The sequence below is a fragment of the Candidatus Neomarinimicrobiota bacterium genome (genome assembly GCA_017656425.1).
In the GTDB taxonomy this organism is placed as follows: Bacteria; Fidelibacterota; UBA2242; order UBA2242; family B5-G15; genus JACDNV01.
Genome location: JACDNV010000001.1, coordinates 281,424 through 304,135 on the forward strand (window position 1 = coordinate 281,424; position 22,712 = coordinate 304,135).

Annotated in this window: 17 protein-coding genes and 1 tRNA gene; 14 read left to right on the forward strand and 4 right to left on the reverse strand. The window is 34.5% G+C overall.

The genetic code is table 11. From position 1 onward, the window contains the following. Positions 1-143 precede the first annotated feature (143 nt). The 4 genes from H0Z29_01110 to H0Z29_01125 are packed head-to-tail and all read left to right on the forward strand — an operon-like array spanning position 144 to position 3,567. Positions 144-728 (forward strand): hypothetical protein, encoded by a 585-nt coding sequence (locus H0Z29_01110; GenBank protein MBO8130098.1) that lies wholly within the window; start codon positions 144-146, stop codon positions 726-728. Then, positions 721-1,578: a glycosyltransferase gene (locus tag H0Z29_01115; protein MBO8130099.1), complete on the forward strand. Its 858-nt coding sequence runs from the start codon at positions 721-723 to the stop codon at positions 1,576-1,578. Before H0Z29_01110 ends, H0Z29_01115 begins: the two co-directional genes overlap by 8 nt. Next, a complete protein-coding gene (locus tag H0Z29_01120; GenBank protein MBO8130100.1) occupies positions 1,538-2,458 on the forward strand; it encodes a hypothetical protein in 921 nt (306 codons plus the stop codon). The genes H0Z29_01115 and H0Z29_01120 overlap by 41 nt, the downstream gene beginning before the upstream one ends. Then, positions 2,455-3,567 (forward strand): hypothetical protein, encoded by a 1,113-nt coding sequence (locus H0Z29_01125; GenBank protein ID MBO8130101.1) that lies wholly within the window; start codon positions 2,455-2,457, stop codon positions 3,565-3,567. Before H0Z29_01120 ends, H0Z29_01125 begins: the two co-directional genes overlap by 4 nt. 41 nt (positions 3,568-3,608) lie before the next feature. On the opposite strand, the gene H0Z29_01130 is transcribed toward H0Z29_01125, so the two are convergent. Beyond that, positions 3,609-4,181: an NUDIX hydrolase gene (locus tag H0Z29_01130; protein MBO8130102.1), complete on the reverse strand. Its 573-nt coding sequence runs from the start codon at positions 4,179-4,181 to the stop codon at positions 3,609-3,611. A gap of 1,224 nt (positions 4,182-5,405) precedes the next feature. Between H0Z29_01130 and H0Z29_01135 the strand changes: the two genes are divergently transcribed. The 10 genes from H0Z29_01135 (at position 5,406) to H0Z29_01180 (ending at position 17,803) form a co-directional block, all read left to right on the forward strand. Then, on the forward strand, positions 5,406-6,395 hold the full coding sequence (locus H0Z29_01135; protein ID MBO8130103.1) for a hypothetical protein: 990 nt from the start codon (positions 5,406-5,408) through the stop codon (positions 6,393-6,395). Positions 6,396-6,545: 150 nt separating this feature from the next. Next, complete coding sequence (locus H0Z29_01140; GenBank protein ID MBO8130104.1) at positions 6,546-6,779, forward strand: hypothetical protein; 234 nt, start codon at positions 6,546-6,548, stop codon at positions 6,777-6,779. A gap of 1,016 nt (positions 6,780-7,795) precedes the next feature. Beyond that, positions 7,796-9,139 carry a T9SS type A sorting domain-containing protein gene (locus H0Z29_01145; GenBank protein MBO8130105.1) on the forward strand — a complete coding sequence of 448 codons (1,344 nt, stop codon included), beginning with the start codon at positions 7,796-7,798 and terminating at the stop codon, positions 9,137-9,139. Positions 9,140-9,162: 23 nt separating this feature from the next. Beyond that, positions 9,163-9,393, forward strand: coding sequence for a hypothetical protein (locus H0Z29_01150; protein MBO8130106.1), 231 nt, complete (start codon positions 9,163-9,165; stop codon positions 9,391-9,393). 158 nt (positions 9,394-9,551) lie between these two features. Beyond that, positions 9,552-11,213: a T9SS type A sorting domain-containing protein gene (locus H0Z29_01155; protein MBO8130107.1), complete on the forward strand. Its 1,662-nt coding sequence runs from the start codon at positions 9,552-9,554 to the stop codon at positions 11,211-11,213. A gap of 17 nt (positions 11,214-11,230) precedes the next feature. Next, positions 11,231-11,821 carry a hypothetical protein gene (locus H0Z29_01160; protein MBO8130108.1) on the forward strand — a complete coding sequence of 197 codons (591 nt, stop codon included), beginning with the start codon at positions 11,231-11,233 and terminating at the stop codon, positions 11,819-11,821. A gap of 207 nt (positions 11,822-12,028) precedes the next feature. Further along, positions 12,029-14,734: an immune inhibitor A gene (locus tag H0Z29_01165; GenBank protein ID MBO8130109.1), complete on the forward strand. Its 2,706-nt coding sequence runs from the start codon at positions 12,029-12,031 to the stop codon at positions 14,732-14,734. A 276-nt stretch (positions 14,735-15,010) separates the two neighbouring features. Further along, complete coding sequence (locus H0Z29_01170) at positions 15,011-16,525, forward strand: T9SS type A sorting domain-containing protein (GenBank protein MBO8130110.1); 1,515 nt, start codon at positions 15,011-15,013, stop codon at positions 16,523-16,525. Between the two features lie 43 nt (positions 16,526-16,568). Continuing rightward, complete coding sequence (locus H0Z29_01175) at positions 16,569-17,468, forward strand: hypothetical protein (protein ID MBO8130111.1); 900 nt, start codon at positions 16,569-16,571, stop codon at positions 17,466-17,468. Between the two features lie 262 nt (positions 17,469-17,730). Beyond that, positions 17,731-17,803 (forward strand) — tRNA-Lys (locus H0Z29_01180). 54 nt (positions 17,804-17,857) lie between these two features. Here the strand turns inward: H0Z29_01180 and lon are convergent. Genes lon through H0Z29_01195 form a run of 3 tightly spaced genes read right to left on the reverse strand, consistent with a single transcriptional unit; the run spans position 17,858 to position 21,892 of the window. Next, positions 17,858-20,254 carry an endopeptidase La gene (lon, locus tag H0Z29_01185; protein ID MBO8130112.1) on the reverse strand — a complete coding sequence of 799 codons (2,397 nt, stop codon included), beginning with the start codon at positions 20,252-20,254 and terminating at the stop codon, positions 17,858-17,860. Beyond that, positions 20,247-21,233, reverse strand: a complete 987-nt coding sequence (locus tag H0Z29_01190) for a terpene cyclase/mutase family protein (protein MBO8130113.1) — start codon at positions 21,231-21,233, stop codon at positions 20,247-20,249. The genes lon and H0Z29_01190 overlap by 8 nt, the downstream gene beginning before the upstream one ends. Next, complete coding sequence (locus H0Z29_01195; GenBank protein ID MBO8130114.1) at positions 21,200-21,892, reverse strand: HAD family phosphatase; 693 nt, start codon at positions 21,890-21,892, stop codon at positions 21,200-21,202. Before H0Z29_01195 ends, H0Z29_01190 begins: the two co-directional genes overlap by 34 nt. Positions 21,893-22,712: the final 820 nt, after the last annotated feature.

Consider the following 22,712-nt stretch of genomic DNA (forward strand, 5'->3'; position numbering starts at 1 on the left):
CTCCTTCTTTTTTTAACGGTTCAAATTTATACTATTTGTCAATAATAGACAAATAACATCAAATAATCTTAAAAATGCTATATTCCAGTTTGAATATTAATTTAATTGCTTCTAATTTCCTTTGTTATATTGAATAGAACGCAATGAAAATACTGATCTGCATAGCAGGTGAAAGAGAAATAAATATCAATATAGTTAAAAACCAGCTGAAAGATATATATTTAAAAATTAAATATACTGGCATAGGAGTAAAAGATAAGGAAAGCCTGAAACATTTTATCAAAAAAGAAAAGTTTTCACATGTTATAAATGCTGGAACAGCAGGAATAGTAAGTGACAAGGTCAATCTCTTCGATATTATCTTGCCATCAGTTTTTTATAGCTTTAAAGATGATAAGGTGATTTGCTGTGATTCTATATTTACTAAAAACATCAATAAAAATTGGAAAAGAGTAGGAATTATCACCGTAGATAAACCAATAACATCAATACATCAAAAAAGTGAAATACAAAAAAAATATATCGACGCTGGAATAGTTGATATGGAATCATATTATATTTCAAAAATTTGTAATGATTTGAATATCCATTTTATATCAATCAAAGTAGCTACAGACTACTGCAATACTGATACAACAAGAATATTTTACAAAAACCTATCAAGAATCAAAGAAATCCTTACCAGTGCTACTATAGAACTGATTAAAAATTTGATAAAAAATGAATAGCGAACTTGTATCAGTGATAATTCCGACATACAACAGAGTTTCTTTCCTGACACGGGCTATTGAATCAGTATTAAACCAAACCTACAGGAATATTGAACTAATTATAGTAGACGATGGATCAGAGGATAAAACGGAAAAAGTTATTAAAAAATATGCAGGATTATTAAAGTATATTCGCATACCACATTCCGGAGTATCAGCTGCTAGGAATACTGGAATAAAACATGCAAAGGGGAAATGGATATCATTTCTGGATTCAGATGATTACTGGCTTGAGAAAAAACTTGAAATACAAATGAATTATATGAAAGAAAACACTCATTATCTCATATCACAAACCGATGAGGTCTGGATAAGACATGGCAAGCGTGTAAACCCAATGAATAAACATAAAAAATACGAGGGATGGATATTTTTTCAATCACTACCACTCTGCATTATAAGCCCATCAGCTGTGGTAATTCATAAAAAAGTTTTTAAAGACATCGGATATTTTGATGAGAGATTTCCTGTTTGTGAGGATTATGATCTATGGCTTAGAGTCACTTTGAAGTACCCTGTGGGCCTTATTAACGAAAAACTTATAGTAAAAACAGGTGGACATTCCACACAGTTATCCAGAACATTCTGGGGTATGGATAGATACAGAGTACTGGCATTGGAAAAAATTCTCAAAGCTAGACTTGACGATGAAAAAAGGCTTGCAGTCATGAATGAAATTGTAAAAAAATTGAAAGTTTTATCGACTGGCAGAAACAAAAGAAAACATCTGCCTGATATTTATAAACCAAAATTGGAGTATTATAAAAATGAACTCGAAAAATTTAAAAGTAAAATTGGTAAAATTTGAAAACCTAAATGTTGGAGATAGAGAGTTTGATTTTTTTAAATTAAAATCCTCAAGGAGTTCTATCGTTCCTATTATCATTGAACCTTTAAATTTAAAATATAAAATAATCTATGGATACCACCTATTACACATTTATATTGAATACAGTTTTGACTCTATCCCTGCCATTTTACCGAAAACGGGTTCTATAAAAGAAAAAATTGTCTTTATCTTAAATTACCATCAAAAGTTTTTCAAACTATTTCCAACGGAGATATCAAGAATAGCTGGATACATTCTAAAAAACAAAATTGAAATAGATGAACAGATATTAAAAACACTAAGAATAAGCGATTATAAAAACAGAATTGATGAGATAGCAAAAATCAAGGACTTAAATAGAGTCATAACAGACTATCTCGATGAAAAGTTTGCTCCTATTAAAACATGCATTTATACAGTCCGATTAGACAGTGAAGCAAGAAAATACGTGGAGAAATTAATAATAAAATTTAAACCCTCTCTCAGCATTTACAACGAAATAGCTCAAAATCTTTACGAAATATCAAGAAGAGACAGTATTAAGGTGAGTAAGATTCTAACAAAGTACAAATTAAACAAGATGATTGAAAAAAGAGGTACAAATCTCGAAGAAATTAGAAAAGAAATTTACAGGATTCGTTATCCCACTATATCAAGATATAATAAAAATATAGAAAACTTAATAAGAAAGAAAAATATTCCTAAATATATAAAGATTAACTGGGATAAAACACTGGAAAAAAGAACTCTAGAGATTAATATTAAAATTGATGAAAATATTAAAGATAATAGATTAAAAGAATTTGTAACAGATGATTTTTTAAAAACAATAAAATCTATTCAGGAAATTATTAGATGATAAAAGTCTATGTAGAAAAAGAAACCTTACAGGAATACTGGACACAGGAAATACTAAAATATTATAAAAACTATGAAATTATCAATTCCGAAGAGGAAATTTTTAATAAAATACAACCAGAAGAAATGAAAAATACTTTACTGGTAAAGAAAAGTAAGGGTGAAATAGTCAAAGATTGCCCTGGGACGCAGGAATCTTATCTATGCTGCGGATATAAGGTAATAAATCAGACAATAAATTGTCCTCTTGATTGTTCTTACTGCATATTACAATATTACATAAATAAGCCTGTAACAATAATTTACACAGACTTTGAAGATATTTTTAAGCAGGCAGAAAAACTAATTAAAATTATGGGGAAGAATATTTTAAGAATTGGGACCGGCGAATTATCAGATAGTCTTGCCCACAAGGGCACAATTGTCTTCGCAAAGGAAGCAGTGAAATTTTTTTCAAAGAAGAAAAATGTATTTTTTGAGCTGAAGACAAAAACAACAAACATCGATGAAATATTAAATGTGGAACACAATGAAAATATAGTCCTATCATGGTCTGTGAATCCAGATAAAATCGTAATGAGTGAAGAGAAATTATCAGCAAGTCTGTCAGCTCGTATAAAGGCGGCGAAAAGATCTATAGACGCTGGATTTCTTGTTGGATTTCACTTCGATCCAATTGTTTATTACAAAAATTGCGAAATTGACTATGAAAAAGTTGTTGATATGATATATGAGAATATCCCTCCTGAAAAGATTGCATGGATAAGCCTCGGTAGTTTAAGATACCCACCTGCAACAAAAGATAAAATCTCAGATAGGCATCCGGAAACCAAGATTATTTACCAGGAGATGATAAAAGGACTTGATGGTAAGTTACGTTACCCACGTCCCTTGAGAACTATGCTATACAGGAAGGTCTATGATAAATTAATGAACGTTAATGAACCGCCGTTTGTATATTTTTGTATGGAAAGTAAAGAGGTATGGCAGGATATTATGGGTTGGTATCCAGAAAATAATGAAGAATTCGAAAACAGATTTGCAATAGAATTATATAAAAGATTTAAGCATTCAGGCTTAATAAAACCCAAGAGAAAATTTAAATTTTAGAATATGAATTATGGATTTATAAAATTTTCCATCTATAAATTTTAAATCTTGATATTGTATTTCTCTCTTAATTGTTCATTTTCTAACAAATATTCTGCAATAAATACTCCGATGATTGTCTTTGAGTCCTTTATCTTACCATCAAAAATCATTTCCACCACCGAATCAAGATCAATTTTTAGAACCTGGATATTCTCATCTGAATCAGGTCTCTGACCAATATATTCTAGATTATCTGCCCAAAAGATATAGAGTTTTTCATTAGTATAGCCGACAGAAGGATAGAAATAAAATATATATCTCAGTTCACCAATCTTATAGCCAGTCTCCTCTATTAATTCCCTTCGAATCGTCTCTTCTGGATTCTCACCTGGATCTATCTTACCTGCAGGCAGCTCAATCGTCACCTCTCTAACCGGATAGCGGTATTGCCGGACAAAGACAATTTTCTTATCACCAAGATATGGAATTACAACAGAAGCACCAGGATGCTTTATATACTCACGAGCGGCTTGTCTTCCATCCGGAAGTCTGACCTCATCAATATAAACATCAAGGAGCTTACCTGTAAATATTTTTTTAGAATTGACCTGTTCCTCATACAATTTTTTCATAATATCGACTTAAGGTTTATATATGAGGGAGATGACCCAATTGGGAGGAGATCCCAAGGAAGGAGGGAGGTTTGTAGATAATAGCGGATAAGGCGTCCTCAAGGTCATCCCCCTCGCGGATTACCAATTCCCTACAACAAATACCATAGGTAATATAAGGATTATTTAAGATTAATTCATAAAAAATTTATATGCGTGATAAAATGAGTTGAAAAAAATATATTTTGAAAAATTAAGCGCATTAGCAACCATTAGTATTTCATACCATAAATTATTCTAAGCAATCACTCTAATTTATAAATAGATATTTGTGAACTTTTATAAATTATTACGTTTTTTATGACAAAATGTTCAGCATTTACCTGAATAACTTATTTCTAAAAACGTGGGGGCTTCAGGTACATAGTGGTACAGATCATAGTTAAGGTTAATCGGAGAGGTTAATGTATCTTTGCCGAGTAATTTATCGACTATTATTCGTAGAATCCCTATTCGGGAGAGGAGGCATAAATGCGATACTTTGGGATATTTTATAATCTTTCAGGATATTTACCAGGGTTTCGAATTTTTTATATGAGTTTTTTCTCAGGAAATCGAAATAGAATTGGTATATAAATACTCAAGCAATAATTTCATAGAGATTATTGTCGATGTTACACTTTTCTCATATGTATAGAAATAAAGTTGTTTTCCAGAGCTTACTGGAATATTGTAGTTCATGTCTTTTCTTATCTTTGATTCCTTTTCTAAAAATCTAGCAGAGCATAGCCTGTCCACGGGCTATGCTCTCATCACTCATTACCCTCAATTTAATCAATTCTATCGTACCACCATGTGCATGAACTTTCCCAAATATTTAAAAAAAGGACTTGATAAAAAATTTTGAATTGATAATATTGTTTATTAAAAGATAAGATATTGTATATGAAATGGATAATCAATAACCATGATTGTGATGAGTTAAGAGATATTTCATATAATCCTTGGGTTGCAATTTTTACAACAGGATAGGAAAAATATGGTGAAGATTAGGGGGAGATGACCATAAGTGGAAAAGGTATACTATGGTCGCAAGTGGTAGTTTTGCCATTAGAATGCAAATGAAGAAGAGTAAAAATGTATAACATTGACTGTTCCAGTGATTCTAATTTTGCGTTTTTTGGCGAACAGTATGTGCATTTCAAGTATTTAATTGACAGTGTTATATATAGGGAGGAGGGATAAATGAAAGTGTCAGTAAGAAATTGGAATGTTTTAGCAGTTGTTTTAATAAGTTTTTTGATTTGTAATAAATACGGATGTGGAAAGAATCCTTTTGGTAATGATACAGAAACATATAGATGGTATGAGGTAGAGAGTCCAACGGAAGAGAATTTATATTCTGTATATTTTGTGAATTCTAATGATGGTTGGGCGGTGGGAGACAGAGGGACCATTATTCACTATGATGGGAGTGAATGGCACAATGTAGTTACTCCTGTAAATTGTAATCTGCATGATGTCTATTTTGTTTCATCTCACAATGGATGGGCAGTGGGTGATTCTGGCACTATTTTGCACTATGATGGTAATTATTGGCAAAATATCTCATCTTTCAATAGTAAACATTCTTTCACCTCAATCTATTTTGTTTCAGATAACATTGGTTACATTTGCAGTTGGGAGGGGTCTATAATTTTCTATAATGGTGCAGAATGGGTGTTGAGTTATAATAGAGATAGTGCTGGCTGGATGTCACTCTATTTCATATCAGAGGATGATGGATGGGTAGTAGGTTGGATTGGTATTATGCACTACACAAATGGTATTTGGGAATATGTTGATACCCTTAATTCCCTTTTTAATAGTGTATTCATGTTATCTTTAAATTTAGGGTGGGCAGTAGCGAGTCCAGCCAAATCTGGTCCTAATACTGCCCAGACCTGGCGTTATGATGGTATCAAGTGGGAGCAGGTGGAAAATCCAGCTCCCGTGGACTCCTGGGGGCTTTCTGATATATACTTTGTTGATGAAAATAACGGGTGGGCAGTTGGACACCGCGGTCCAGGGGATGAAGAAAAGCCTAGAGGATACATTATGTATTACAATGGTACCTCATGGACTTTGGCAGAGAGCAGTATAGGTGATTGCCTAAAATCGGTATACTTTCTTTCTCGAGATGAGGGATGGGCGGTAGGAATGAACGGCACGATACTGCACTATTGTGGCGATTGATTTGTTTTTAAGAGATGGAAATAAACCCGGATATGGGATGGGTTGAAAGTTAACTGGGGAAAGGATATAGTGAAAGATTATGGAGGTAAGCTAACAAATTTAAAAAGTAGAAATGGAGGTAAAGGGTTGTCGTAAGATAGAGATTTCAGGGTGATTGAAGAGACAGATGTTTTTTTATTTGTTGGGGTGATGGCCATGAGGTTTGGAAGTTTAATGAGGATATTTGTTCTAACTATTTTTCTTTTTGTATATGGATTTTTAAGTAGTTGTAGGGAAGGAGATTCGGATGATTTAATTTCTGATGATTTATTTGAAATGTGTGGTTCGGGAGATTCGACGATAGTCAGTGGTGAGATAGATAGAAATACAATATGGAAATTCTAGGGGCTTAATAGAGTATAGTTCCATATCAGTTCATGGATTTAATTCAGCAGGGATTTTTTGTGACTACCCTACGAATCCGATAATCAGGAATAATAATATTAAATGTGGAATGGGTGTATTTGCAGTTAGGGGATGAGGATTTTTAGATGGTAATTATCTTGAGGCTTACGATGGTACAGCAGATGTGACATTAGGGTATCCTGTTGATCCGGTAGGAGATGGTATTTGTAATACGACATCTACCTACAGAATTCCTTTATTTAAAAATGTTGATGGAGTTACGAATCCGAGATCTACTCCGAATCCACTGGATTGGTAGAAGGTAATTATGTGGACTTTACCGCTTCGTATTTCTAATGGAAAAGATCGCAGTATTCGATATAGAGAGTTTGATAAAGGAGTAAATGTATAATATTTATAAACTACTCCCATCTAATCCTACCACTGCCCCTAGTTCTTTCCGAAGAATACAATTTTAGACAAGCAATTTCCTGATTCTTTTCATAGATTGATACTTACTGGTAAAGATTATTCAAATGGACTATAAAACTTGAGAGCTGAGATGATATTGAAGGAAGATAATAGCAGGCATGTATTTACAAGAAAAATTGTATTGGTGAAGTATTTAAGAATAGTTGATTTTGTTTGTATTTGTATAGTGATTTTATAAAAGCCGATCTTGAAGCGTCGACTTTTTCTTTGTTTAATAAAAATTAGGTGTATTAATATAAAAGTTAAATATTTGATAGAATTTTATAATTCGAGGAGAATTAATTTTTGAAAAATTTAAAAAAGGGCTTGACAAAAGATTATGGGGGGGTATATTTATTTATATAAAAAGCGGAATTAGAAATGAAAAGTTATCAGGAGATAAATGTTGTGGGTAATCTGGGGGATAGAACTTTTAATAATTTCAATATATCTTTAGAGATAATAAAAGATGGTGAATAATAGAAACGAGTTTTTAAAATATTAATAGTGGTAGTATTATCTGTAATAAGGAGGAATATTTAAATATGTTAAGGGTAATTTTATTAACAAAAGGTAAAATAAGAAACCTTTCTCTAATAATTCTAATTGTTTTAAAATTTTTTATTGATTCGGCTTTCGCGCAAAAATGGATAAATATTTGTCCAGACTTTATTCCTGATTCAATATATAGGCTCGATGGTACATTTAAAAATCAAAATGAAGGTTGGATTATACCAATAGGTGAACTTCCTCAGAATTTATATCGTACTACTAATGGCGGCAGTTCCTGGGTGATACAAATGAGCAGTGATAGTATTTTATGTTTCGATATTCTATTTGTTGATGATTACTACGGCTGGATGAAGGCGAAAAAACGAGTTGCCACTTCTCATACGTATAAGTATTGTTTATATAGTACTAAAGATGGTGGGAATACTTGGCAAAAAGTATCATCCCCACCTTCATATTATCATGTATATACATTTATAGATTCATTAACTGGTTTTGCGGGTGGTGAAAACTCTATTTATTATACGACTGATGGTGGGTTAACCTGGCACCCTACTAAGATTGAATCAGACGCAAGATTTGGGATAACTGATATCTTTTTTGTTGATAGGCAATATGGCTGGGCGGTTGGCGGTAGAAGTGATATTATTGATTGCGGGATTATTCTTAGTACTAATGATAGTGGCAAGACATGGTTTGTCCAAGAACCAGAAACTTATATGTTGCAGGCGGTTTACTTCTCCAGTAGACAGCACGGATGTGCAGTGGGATTTAATTGTGTTGGAGGAGGAATGATATTGATAACCAATGATGGTGGTAATAGCTGGAAAGATAATAGTTTACCATCTCCAATATTAAATGACGTTGTTTTTATAGATGATAGTACTGGATGGGTTGTGGGTGATTATGGGATTATAGGATATACAGAAGATGGAGGTAATACATGGAAAAAGATTGAATCTGGGACAGATGCTTATCTATATAAGATAGTTTTTGTTGAGAATGGGAAAGTAGGATACATTTTTGGAACCAGAAATACACTTCTTAAATACGACAACAAAAATAATGTTATCAAAGAAAGCAATTTTACTTTTTCTGATAAGTTTAAGCTTTATCAGAACTATCCGAATCCATTTAATAATGTGACTGTTATAGAGTATAAGTTAATGGAAACAAATGATGTAACTCTAAATATATATGATCTCAATGGAAGAAGAATTACATCACTTGTATGTGGAATTAGACAAAATCCAGGAATGTATAAAATAATCTGGGATGGAAAAGATAACGAAGAGAATTTTGTAAACTCTGGTATATACTTTTATGAACTGAAAGCCGGGAATCTAAGAAATATTAGAAAAATGATCTTAATACGTTAAAATAAAAAAGGGGAGGGGGCATTATGTTAAGAAAAATTCAGGCTATTATTAAGAAGCTTGTGTTAGTTAGCCTTATTGTATCCAATCAATTCCATTATGCACAGGCTCCATTCGTAAGCTTTGAGAAAAATATGCGAATTGATGAAAATACAGGTATTCCAATTTCTATTTACAATGTTAAATCCAGAATTTACTCAGGTTCACCTGAACAAATCGCGAGGCAATTTCTTAAAGAGAATTATGAATTAAATTAAAAATTAGGTGTGTTAATATAAATGCTTAAATATTTGATAGAATTGTTTAGTTAGATGGGAAAATATTTTAGAAAAATTTGAAAAAGGACTTGACAAAGAATTATTAGGGTAATAAAATAATATTAATGGCATAAAGTTGGCAAAAAGGGGATAGCTTGATGAAAGGTTTTTCGTTTATTTTTAGGGTTTTAATTATTATCCTGATACCGTTACTTTCTCTCAAGCCCCAATGGCCAAGCTCAGTTGAAGAGGAATTAATAATAGGGGGAGGCAGGTATCCACAGGCAGTTAGTGATGGTAATGGTGGGGTTATAGTTTGCTGGCAGTGGTTTGGGGAGCCCGGTGGTATTTACATGCAGAGGGTAGATAAACACGGGTACAAATGCTTTCCGGAACCAATTCATATACAAGGATTACATGATTCGGAAACTCTCATGGATCATAAGATTGTTACAGATGGAAGAGGTGGTGTTTACGTGTTGTTTCAGGATATAATTTTCTGGGATTATCCAAATATTCAGAATAGACATTTAAGGTTGCATCACATAGATAGCAGTGGCAATTTTCTATGGGGGAAAGGTGGGATTCTGATAGCTACTCCTGTTGATACTACCATTCGATGTTACCATGATCCAACCGGGAGTTGTATATATGATGATGAAGGCGGAGTGGTTGTAGCATGGCAGGATTATCGCTATACAGATCGATATTTACCCTATGGCCATGTATTTATCCAGAAATATAATTCTAATGGAAAAAGTCTGTGGGACAGTGGAGGAGTGCAACTAACAGATAATTTGATTAGATGTCCATACCCGAAGCTCTGTACGGATGGGAACGGCGGAGCCTACGTATATTACAGGAAACTTCATAGAGTTGATAGGTATGGTATGAAAAGATGGGGAAGCGGTGTTAAGTTTTCCGATTCTGGGGTGCACAATCTGAATTATGATCTTCAAGGAGGTGTATACTGTGTTGGCTTTTACTACCCTAAATATCCTGAAGGCTACCTATATTGTCTAAGGTTAGATTCTTCTGGAACTCCAATCTGGAATCAGAGAGTATTTCTCGACACTATATACTCAGGAAAGTTTCCATACAGAATTTTAAGTGTAATCAACATAGACTCCTCAATTTCTATAGTCACACCTGATAATCGTTTATTTCGCATTAGCCCTGATGGAGATATGATATATGGTAACGAAGGCATTCTGATCGATACGATGGCTGGAAAGGTAAAGAGACTTTTAACTGATATAGATGGTTCAAACATACTTTTATGGGGAAAAGGGGAGGGTATTTATATAAGTACGTATGATAGATATGGCAATCCTGGCTGGAAAAATCAACCCATACTGATTGCAAGGGATAAGGGCAATGACTATGTAATGGTTGGAGATGCAGTAATAAATGATGATGGCTCAGTTATAATAGTTATAGAAACTGGCTATGGCTATATAACGGTAAAAAGGATAACAAGTGATGGTAAAATAGGGGGGGATGATGTTGGAATAGATGAAAATAAGGAATCCAGATATATAAAATATTTTCAATTATATGGAAATTGTCCAAATCCTTTTAATGAAGCTACGGTAATATCATACAGGCTTTATAGGAGGGGAAAGGTAGAGCTTAGTATATATAATATTGAAGGTAAAGAGGTTGCCAAATTAGTTAACAATGAGCAATTTCCTAGTGATTACGAGGTTCGGTGGGATGGGAAGAATAAAAGTGGAGAGAAAGTTCCGAGTGGGATTTACATTGCAGTTTTGGAGGTAGCTGGGTATAGAAAATCATTTAAAATTACATTAGTTAGATAACAAGGGAGGGGGAAACTATGAGAGCAAATTTTTTACTTTCATTAATGGTTTCTTTAATATTCGTATCAATCTCAATAGCAGGTTATTATGACAGTGGGTATATCGAATGGAAGCAACCTAACGGAGTTACATTTATAGCCAGGCTGGTGTGGGATGAGATTAGCTGCAATTTTGAGACGAAGGACGGCTATCAAATTATCAGAGGAGATGACTACTACTATTACTATGCAATTCTTGATGAGAACGGAGATTTCAAAGCGTCAAATCACAGGGTTGGTATTGATCCACCTTTGAAGGAGTCGTACAAATTAAAAAGGAAAGGGAAGGCTCTTGTTGAAATAGAGGCGAGGAGGAAAGCTAGGAATGAAGCCAGAAAGAAAGCGTTAGCGGAGATGTCTAAGAAATTTAGACAAAGGCTCTCGAAGTACAGCAATGGTCTTGGAAAAGTTACTACGGCCTCAGATCCGTATAACATGGGTATTGTGCTGGTTGAGTTTTCCGATGTTAAACGTTACAAAGACTCTGAACATCCCAATGGGTACAATGTTGATGACTTCAACAACATGATGTTTTCAACAAATCATGTATGGTACGATCCAGAAGGATAACAGGGCATCCATCCTGAAGAGGATTGTATTTACGGCAGTTTCCGTGAGTATTGGGAGGAGCAGACCAATGGGGTTGTAACTTTCACTGAAAACAGCGGGGTAATATATCCTCCCGGTAGTTCAGACCCATGGCATGAGCTAAGCGGAACAAAGACGTATTACAACGGTCTGGGAAGCGCCATTAGTACAATAGTAAATGAACTGGGATTGGACAATCCTCCGTATGATGAGTACGATAAGATAGCCATCATTTATGCGGGCGAAACATTCTATGGGGGAGGTTTATCACCGCATGCACGCTATCTTAATGATCGTTATTATATCATTGGAGAACGACATCAAAGGTTAAATAGTGGGTGGGGATTTACCCATATTGGCGGACATTGTCACGAATTTGGGCATTGTCTTGGTTTACCTCACTTAGCAGATGGTTCCTACGAAAATGCCAACGAAGTTGATTATTACGCCTTGATGGAAGTGGGTGATATGTGCGGTCCCGAAAAAAACGGAGCCTGTCCATCAGGGATTAATCCCTTTTATAAAATATCTAATGGATGGGTTAGTGCTGAAAATATTCACTATATTTCCAAGAACGTCAAAAACCTTACCATATTTTATAATTATCTTAGTCCCCACTATTATGTTATCGATAGAAGTTTAAGTGGTTCAAATAAGTTTTTTATACTGGAAAATCGACTAAGAGATGGTTTCGACTATTACACACCCAACGATCCAAACTATCAGGGGGAACCTGATGATCCAAATGGAAATCAGGGAGGGCTTCTCGTATGGAGGGTTGAGCCTACATGGATTCACTTGATACTAGCTGATGATGAGATAAGCGATAGATACTGGGACCCCGAGTGGGAGAATAGATCATACTCCAGGGACCCTTTCCCCATCTTTCAGCGTCAAGATTTGAATGGGAGTACCGTTCCAAACAACGACTTCCGCAATGGTTCGGAATCTCACTATGCATTTCAGAATATAGTGTGGGATAATAACAACAAAACTGTTAGTCTGGAGGTGTACATAAACGCTTCGGGAGGTGAAATCAGTGAGAATACTACATGGGAGAAAGACGTTTTTATCTATGATGATATCACCATCGATATGGATGTAACTTTAACCATAGGTTCTGGAGTAAGGGTTGAATTTGCCCCCGGGACAAAAATGATTGTAAATGGTCAACTTGTAGCTCAGGGTACATCAAATGAACCCATAATCTTCACCTCTTCCAAACCCAATCCATCGCCTGGCGATTGGAAGGGGATAAGGATATATGGAGATGGTTCAAAGCTAAGATACTGTGAGATAAAATATGCAGTTACAGGAGTTCGTAATTTTAAAACAGTATCCAATATTATGAATTCTAAGATAACCGATTGTCATTATGGTGTATTTATATATTACATGTATAGTAATAACCATGACTGGCAATATGTTGATAATTGTCAATTTTACGACAATTTAATAGGTATTTTTTACATTAGAAATCGTGGTTCGATAGGTGGAAACATTATGGAAAATAATTCAACAGCGGTACGTGTTTATTGGACATTATATCCTGAGGATGTATCTATATATCATAATATTATCAGAAATTGTGGTATAGGTTTGTCCTTTGATGATGCTGGTGCAATGATACAATGGTGTGATATATATAACAATACTTGGGGTATTTTTGCAGGTAGTTATTCAGATATTTGGTTTAGGGAGGATAATTATGATGGGAAAAATGTGATAGTGTATAATAGCTATTGTGGAATTCGTTTGGAGGATGAGGCTACAGCAAATTTGTATAGATCAGGAAGTACAATTTGCTCAAATGGAACGTGGAACTTGTCAAATTGGACAGATTGGACAGTGAATGCTAGATATAATTATTGGGGGAGTGTGCCTCCTGATCCTGATAAATTTGAGGGTGATGTTTATTATGTGCCATACTTATATAGAGATATTACAGGCAGATATCCACCAGGATTAGTTAAGGAGATAGCAAAGGATATCACAGATGATATAAATAGTTTTGAGAATAAAAATATTAGTGTTGATGCGAATATAAAGAGTCTGTTCGAAAGAGCTAAAAACTTTGAGATGGAAAAGAGATATGAAGAAGCGGCAGATATTTTTTATAAGATTATGGATAGATATCCAGATAATCCTGTTTCGGTATTATCCTGGAAAAAATATATGAGATGCAAGAATAAAATTGATAGTTCATTTAATGAGAAGGATTTATTGAGAGATATATCTGAAAAATATAGGGATAAATTACTGGGACAGGAAGCATCATTATATCTTATTGGATATTTAATAAGTGACAAGAATTATGATAAAGCGATATCAATTTGTGAGTATTTGAAAGAAAATAGTAATAATCTTAAGATAGTTCGTCATGCACTTTACGATCTATGGATGATAAAGTATGGATTAATGAGAGATAATAAAGAAGGTCATCTGATAACTGATGAGTATGAGGATAAGTGTGGAGTTGATATAGATCTCATATATATGAGATTGGAGATGGGCGATATAGATATTAAAAAAGCGAAAGAAATGTTGAAAATGCTCGATAAAGGTTTATACAAAGAGGCACCACAACCGTCAGAAAATTTTGTTGTAATACCAGATAGTTATGAATTAAAAGAAAATTATCCGAATCCATTTAATGTAATGACGAATATAGAGTTCTGTTTACCAGAGGAGAGTAGAGTAAGGATTATGGTTTATGATTTGAGGGGTAGGTTGATAGAGAAAATAGCAGACAGGGATTATAAGGCTGGAAGCTATAGATTGATATTTACAGGTAAAAATTATTCAAGTGGAATATACATCTTAAGAGCTGAGATGATATCGAAGGAAGATAATAGCAGGCATGTATTTACAAGAAAAATTGTATTGTTGAAATAGTTAGGAATAGTTGATTTTGTTAGTATTTGCATAGTGATTTTATTGAAGCCGATCTTGAAGGGTCGGCTTTTTCTTTGTTTAATAGAAATTAGGTGTATTAGTATAAAAGTTTAAATATTTGATAGAATTGTTTAGTTCAAGTGGGAATTATTTTAGAAATATTTAAAAAAAGACTTGACAAAAGATTATTTGGGGGTAAATTAGAAGAAGGCAAAGATAAAGCTGAAATGAAGTGTTTAAAGTATATAAATGCTACAACCTTCTTGGGGAGGGGTAATGTATTCAATTAGCAGAAAATTTACTTACTTTATGTTTTTGTTAGTGTTTCTATTTTTTCTGTTTAAATCCTTATTTGGTGAGAATTACGTAATAATAAAAGGAAAAATAATTGATAGCGATACAGGGGTCGGTATAGATAGAGCAAAAGTTTACTTCATAAACGAAGGCACGGGCGATACGTTAATAACCTTCTCAGACAGTAATGGAAACTATTCAATTCAGTTAACAATAACGAAAATATCAGGTGAGGAAAATAACGGTTTAATACCAAAAAAATACAGACTGTATCAAAATTACCCAAATCCCTTTAATCCAGGAACTGTGATAGAGTTTGAATTGCCTGAGCCAGGTCGGGTGAAGATTGTAGTCTACGATCTATTAGGTAAGGTAGTCAAAGTGCTGACAGATCGTGAATATCCTGAAGGTATTTCGCGTGTTTGCTGGGATGGGACAGATGAATTCGGGAGATATGTTTCTGCCGGGGTTTACTTTTATAGAATGAAGGCCGGTGAATTTACTGATTCTAGAAAGATGGTTCTTCTTGATGAAGGGGGAGATAGAAAGATATCGGGAAAAGGAGCAAAAGCTCTGGCAAGTGCCTCGATGGCAATTAGCAGTAGGACCATTATTCAGAATGTATTCACAATTCGCGTTGAAAAGACTGGGTATTATCTTTTTGTCGAAAAAGGGTTTGTTGTTAGCTTACAGGATACAGTTATTGAGAAAAATATAGTACTTTATAATAAAATCACGTGCGATATATGGACTGCTGAGAACAGTCCATATGTTATGGATAGCACATTGGTGATTGAAGAGGGCAGGACTCTTGTTATCGAGCCAGGGGTAACTGTAGCTTTTAAGAGTTGGTGGAGTAAACTGATAGTAAAGGGCAAGTTGATAGCCTGTGGGACGGAATCTGACTCTATCAGGTTTACGTCTTACGAAGACCCCGAATCTCATTGGATTTCCTGGGGTGGGGTTGAATTCGACTCATGCGATAGCGAGACCCGTCTTGAATATTGCCTGTTTGAGAAAATTACGGGAAAAGATTTTGTAATACTATGTGATAATTCATCACCGACTTTTAGTCACATTAAATTCTCGTTATGTGATGTACTTGTTGAAACGGGAGGAAGTACAATTCAATGTATAAACAATTCATTTCCAGCTATTGAGTATTCTGTATTTTCTGGAGGCAGTTACGAGTTCAGTTGTATTTCCTGCGCCACTCTACGGGATAGCTTTATCAACCGTAGTTCTTCCAATCCAAGGATATTTAATAATGATTTTTACATTTATGAGGGTGGATATGCTGTTTGCGGCGGGGGATTTCTCGATATGAACTACATTGAGATAGTAAATTGGCCTAATCCGCCCATAATAGATACATCTCTCGGGGATCCTGTTGATGAGGTTGGTGATGGGATTTTTACAACAAATTCAAGAAGTTGCAAGAATGTTGATGGGATTACCAATCCAAGGGCTAGACCGCATTTTGCAAACCACAGGTAATAAAAAAGTGAATAAGTTGACATTTTTATGACTGGGAAGCACAATGAGTAAATATTTTAAAATAATTGAATTATTTATGATGGTTACTTTTTTACTATGTTGTGATATGTTCAAAAATATTCTTGATGGTGATAATGAAAGCGAGGCTGATTCTACTGTTATTCAGGGTGACATAACAAAAAATATTACGTGGATATTAGCGGGAAGTCCATATATTATAAGTGATACTATAACTGTGGATGAAGGGGTGAAGCTTACTATTGAACCGGGAGTAATAGTTAAATTTACGGATTATTCGGCTCTAATTATTAAGGGTCAGCTTTTGGCAGATGGAAATATTGAAAATAAAATTACATTTACTGCTTGGGATGATGATTTTGGTCCATATTATGAAGATTCATGGGTTGGAATAATGTTTGATTCGTGTGCTTTAGAACAAAGCCTTATGAAATATTGTATAATTGAAAAGAGTGTTGGATGGAATGGCTTATCCCCAGTTCTGATAAAAGATTGTTCACCAACTATTTCACATTGTACTTTTAGATCCTATATGCCTTTGTGGGATAGCGGTGGTTCTTATATGCTATGTATGGGGGATTCTAAACCGTTAATCGAATATAATTGCATTCCCCAATTAATTTCAGCATATCGAGGTAGTGGTATACATTCCATAAATGGTGCTAATCCGATTATTTTTAATAATAATATTGAATATGACGGAGTAAATGAATGTTGGGCTGTAGATGGAGGGGGCTTCTTGAATGGTAATTATTTATTTAGTGTAATAAATAATGATACTATAGTAGACCTATCTTTGGGAATTCCTGTTGATGAAATAGGAGATGGTGTTTTTAATACAACCTCCACAAATGAACCTCCGGGATTTATGAATGTGGACGGAGTTACAAATCCGATGTCTACGCCGAATCCTCTGGATTGGTAGAAGGTAATAGTATGAGCTTTTTCCCTTTACTTTTCAGTAGGTAATAGGGGTAATATTTCAATGAGAAAAATTACAGTTTTTGATATAGAGAGTTTAATAAATGATGAAATGTATAACATCTGTCAACTCGTCCTATCTAATCTCACCAGAGCTCTTAATTTAATCAATTCTATCGTACCACCATGTGCATGAACTTTCCCGGAAAAGATTGTAAAACACTTTGCCATTTAATAATTTAAATTTTAAATTTGAAAGCTATTTGGGGCGCATAGCTCAGTAGGTAGAGCAACGGCCTTTTAAGCCGTGGGTCGCAGGTTCGATTCCTGCTGCGCTCACAGAAAACAAATGTCTGGATAAACCAGGCTTACTCATTTCATCTAAAACTCAATTTACTTTCTTACCGCAATATCAAGCACTTCAGACATCTCTTTTACAAAATCAAATCGCATCTCTTTCTTTATTTCTTTTGGTATCTCTACAAGGTCTTTTTTATTTTGCTCAGGCAATATTACTCTCTTCAATCCGGCTCTATGTGCCGCCAGCACTTTTTCTTTTATACCACCGACGGGAAGCAAGGCACCGCGTAAAGTAATCTCACCCGTCATTGCTAAATTATTTTTCACCTTCTTCTTTTTAAGCAAAGAGTATATAGCTGTTAAGATAGTAACCCCTGCCGAGGGTCCATCCTTGGGTATAGCACCTGCAGGCACATGAACATGTATGTCTATATTCGAAAATATATTCTCATCAATACCGAGTTCTTTAGAATTAGATTTTATGTAACTCAATGCAGCCTCTGCAGATTCCTTCATTACATCCCCGAGTTGACCAGTAAGATGTAATTTCCCAGTTCCCTTCATTGATGTAGCTTCAATAAACAAGATATCACCACCAGCCATCGTCCAGGCAAGACCAATCGCAATACCCGGCTTTGATACCCTCTCACCAATATCAAAAATATATTTTTCTGGTCCAAGGTACTTAAAGACAGCATTTCTATCTATGGTAAACGTCCTTCTCGATTTTTTCTCTGCATATATTGTAGCTATTCTTCTACATATATTTGCAATCTCCCTTTCAAGATTCCTGACTCCAGCTTCCCTTGTGTAGCTTCTTATAATATATTTAATAGCATCTTCTTCAAATTCTACTTTTAGTTTACTTAATCCATGCTCCCTTAGCTGCTTTGGTATAAGGAATTTTTTTGCTATCTGAACCTTTTCTTCTTCTGTATAACCGGGAAACTCAAGTATTTCCATCCTATCACGTAAAGCAGGCAATATTGTATCTACAATATTTGCCGTAGCTATGAACATTACTTTGGACAAATCGTAACTTACCTCAAGGTAATGATCACTAAAGGAATGATTCTGCTCGGGGTCCAATACTTCCAATAATGCAGATGATGGATCACCACGAAAGTCTTGACCAATCTTATCAATCTCATCTATCATAAAGATTGGATTACTGGAACCAGCTTTCTTAATACCCTGAATTATTCTACCGGGCAATGCACCAATATAGGTTCTCCTATGACCTCTTATTTCCGCCTCATCGTGAACACCACCGAGTGACATTCTTACGAATTTTCTGCCCATTGCTCTTGCTATCGACATGCCCATGGATGTTTTTCCAACACCAGGTGGACCAATAAAGCATAGAATAGGCCCCTTGACTGTTTCTTCACCTTCCTCCTCTTTCTTTAGCTTCCTTACTGCAAGATATTCAATTATTCTATTCTTAACTTTATCCAGTCCATAATGGTCCTCATCAAGAATCTCTCTAGCTCGTTTTATATCTACATTATCCTCTGTAAAAATACCCCACGGTAGATCAACCAGCCAATCAAGATAAGTTCTGGATACCGTATACTCTGGAGATGAAGGCGGAATCTTCTGAAGTCTATCTAGCTCCTTCAAGGCTACATTTCGAGCTTCATCGGTCATTTTACTCTCTTTTATCTTCTTCTCAAGCTCCTTCAACTCCAATGTCGACTCATCTTCACCCAATTCCCTCTTTATAGCCTTTAACTGCTCTCGTAAAAAATATTCTCGTTGTGCTTTACTTATCTCATCTTGAACCTCCGATTGAATCTGCTCACCAAGCTCAATTCTCTGTATCTCTCTATTAATGATAACCGTTGCTTTTTCCAGTCTGTCCCTGACATCCAACTCCATGAGTATTTCCTGTTTTTCCGCTACTGGAATATTCATTAAGCCAATTGCTCTATCAACTAACCTCCCAGGATGCTGAATGTTAGTTAGTATTTGAGCATGCTCCTCAGTAAGATAGGGGGCAACTTTTATTAATCGTTGAAATATCTGCCGCAAATTGGTTACAAGAGCATCGACCTCCAAGCTGGGGGTATAAATTTCCTGGGCTCTCGCTACTTTACCCATATAAAATGGATCACTCTGGGTATATTCTACTACTTTTGCTCTATCCAAACCCTGGACTATCGCACTCTTGCTACCATCAGGCATCTCAAAAATTTTCAATACTTGAGCGACAGTGCCCCATTCATAAAGGTCTTCAGGTTTTGGATCATCAATAGAACCTTCCTTCTGGGCAATAACCATTATTTTTCTGTGTTCTTCATCCAGATTTTCAATGAGTTTTAACGACTTCGGTCTTCCTATATAGATCGGAATTACATGGTTGGGGAATAAAACCGTATTCCTTAAAGCCATAATAGGTAAAATTTCCGTAGAAGTAAAAATTATATTTTTTCCCTTATCCTTTTTCTCACCAAGTTTAATTAAACTTTTGTCTTTCTTATCACTCATTTTTTTTCTCCTCGACGCTAACACCTTTTTCCTTTGACTCTTCCAACTCCTTTAAACACAAAAGAAGACGCAATGTTACACCAAAATCCCCTTTCTTAGATAAACCTGCGACGCTTGGGAATAAACCATCTTTCATTTGCTGGTCAATCATCCAGTTTAAAGCCTTCTTAAATTTTGGATGAGTATGAAAATCACTAAGAGGTGATATAGCTTCGATCATTCGTAATGTACCACCCCTAAAAAGTCCTATATCCGTATAATCTGTATATAAGTAATTCCATGCTTCGGCTTCATGAAATAGGTTTGTTTCATTTTTTTGTAAAAAATTCTCAAGCACAAATTTCGCTGCTCTTGAAGCTGTCTCAGAATTCTTCAATCTTGAATGTGAACTAAAAGCCTGCAAAATCACGATTGAAGCCCATATGTCACTTTTGCATGTTTTAAAAGATTTACCTGGTAACATTGTCGCAGGAGATAACCACCCACCGTCCTCACGTTGCTTTCTTGCTATCCACCTAAAACCTCTATCTACAAAAGGATTACCGCCCAGGCCAAATCGAACCAGCAGTAATAATGCAAGACCATGGTGATGATAATGAAGCGGAAATTTTCCATCTGGTTTTTGCAATTTCAATAGACATATAATCGCTTTTTGAATCTGAGGCATTTCCCTATTACATCCCAGATCATAAAGATGGCTCAACATTTTAAGCTGAGTTAAAAATTGCATTGAGCGTTGTTGCTCTTCGATAGAGTAGTTCTCTTTTAATTGCCATGTTCCATCATCATTTTGGCTCGATAAAATTTTATTTCTTATCTTATCTCTCTCGAGCTTGCTTTCCAATTTTTCTATTAATTCTTTATCATCAGGGAAGAATTCAATAGCAGTCCTGTATTTTATATACACAGGTGCTTTATCCATAATGATTGGGATTGGATCAGTTTTCAATAATCTAAACCAGTTTTTTTGTTTTGACATATTACATTTTCCCCTTCAAGTTTATCTAAAATGTATTTCACTTCACCGTAATTATTAGCAATATATCTGGTTACCTCTTTAATCTCATCTCTTGAAAAAGTTGTTGTCAGACCAATAGTGTCTATACCCGCACTTATCGCCGACTTTATACCAACAATGGTATCTTCGATGGCAACGACTTTATCAGGTTTGACACTAAGTTTTAAACATGCCTTTATATACGGTTCAGGGTGGGGTTTTGTATTTTTAACATCATGAGAAGTTATTATAATATCAAACATGTTTTCGATTTTCGTGTTCTCGAATATCCATTTCAATACAGAGCCTGATGTTGAAGTTACCAGTGCCGTTCTATATTTTTTCCTTATAGAATTATAAAACTGTAAAAAGCCATCCACATAATCTATATGCTCAAGAAATTCTTGTTTTAAGTAATCCCGTCCCTTCTTCTTCAATACATCTACTGGACCTTTTATATTAAATCTTCTTTTTATGTAATTATAAAAAGCGTTCTCTGAGATACCTTTAAAAAGCTTCCACTCATCCTCAGATATATTAATTCCATATTCTTCAAATAACTTCCTCTCGGCTCGCTCATAAAGCGGCTCTGTATTTACAACAACGCCATCAAAATCAAATAAAACAGCTTCCTTCCCCATATCCAAATCCCTTTAAGGTAGTTTTAATTAAAAAAGAGCATATACCGACGTGCACATACTATGCCAAAAAATATTTTCATAATAAGCATCGAGATAAAGAGGACATTATAGCAGATAAGTAGTAGCTCTAAATAACTCAGTCTATTCATCCAGTAAATTTAAAAAATTTATCTGATTAATACTTTTATTATTATCATTATTTAAGACATTTGGTTATATAAAATCATTCAAGCCTGTCAAAATTTAATATATTACATATGAATTAGACATAGATAGACAATTCAGTTCTCTATTTCTAAAGAAGATTACTTAACCTTGAGCAGATATCACACCAAAATTGTCAGAAACATTGAGTCCATAAAAATTTCTATTAAAAACGATTTTTACGAAAATATAACAAATCCTCCTCGGAGTATAATCATTGATATATTTTACCTGATCAAATACATCATCTTTCCCCAGTAATTTATTTAATTGAATTTTGATATTACTATTTAATTCAGGATGCCATATATATTTTTTTGTTATCTACAGGTATACATAATCATGTTTTCAACATCATTAAAATTACCCATAATGATTAAAAGCGAATCTTATGCCATCACTTTGCCTATAAAATCAAGTTAATTGTATAATCCCGATAATATTCTTTAATTGCCTTTTAATAATTCACTTATATATTGATAATATTAATGGCTGATACTTTCCTTAAGAACGGATTAACAGAATTACCACCTGATAAAATTCTATATGGATATGTGTTTGTCAACATATATTATTTAACCGTTGGGATTTACCTTTCCCATTAAATAATTAGCTT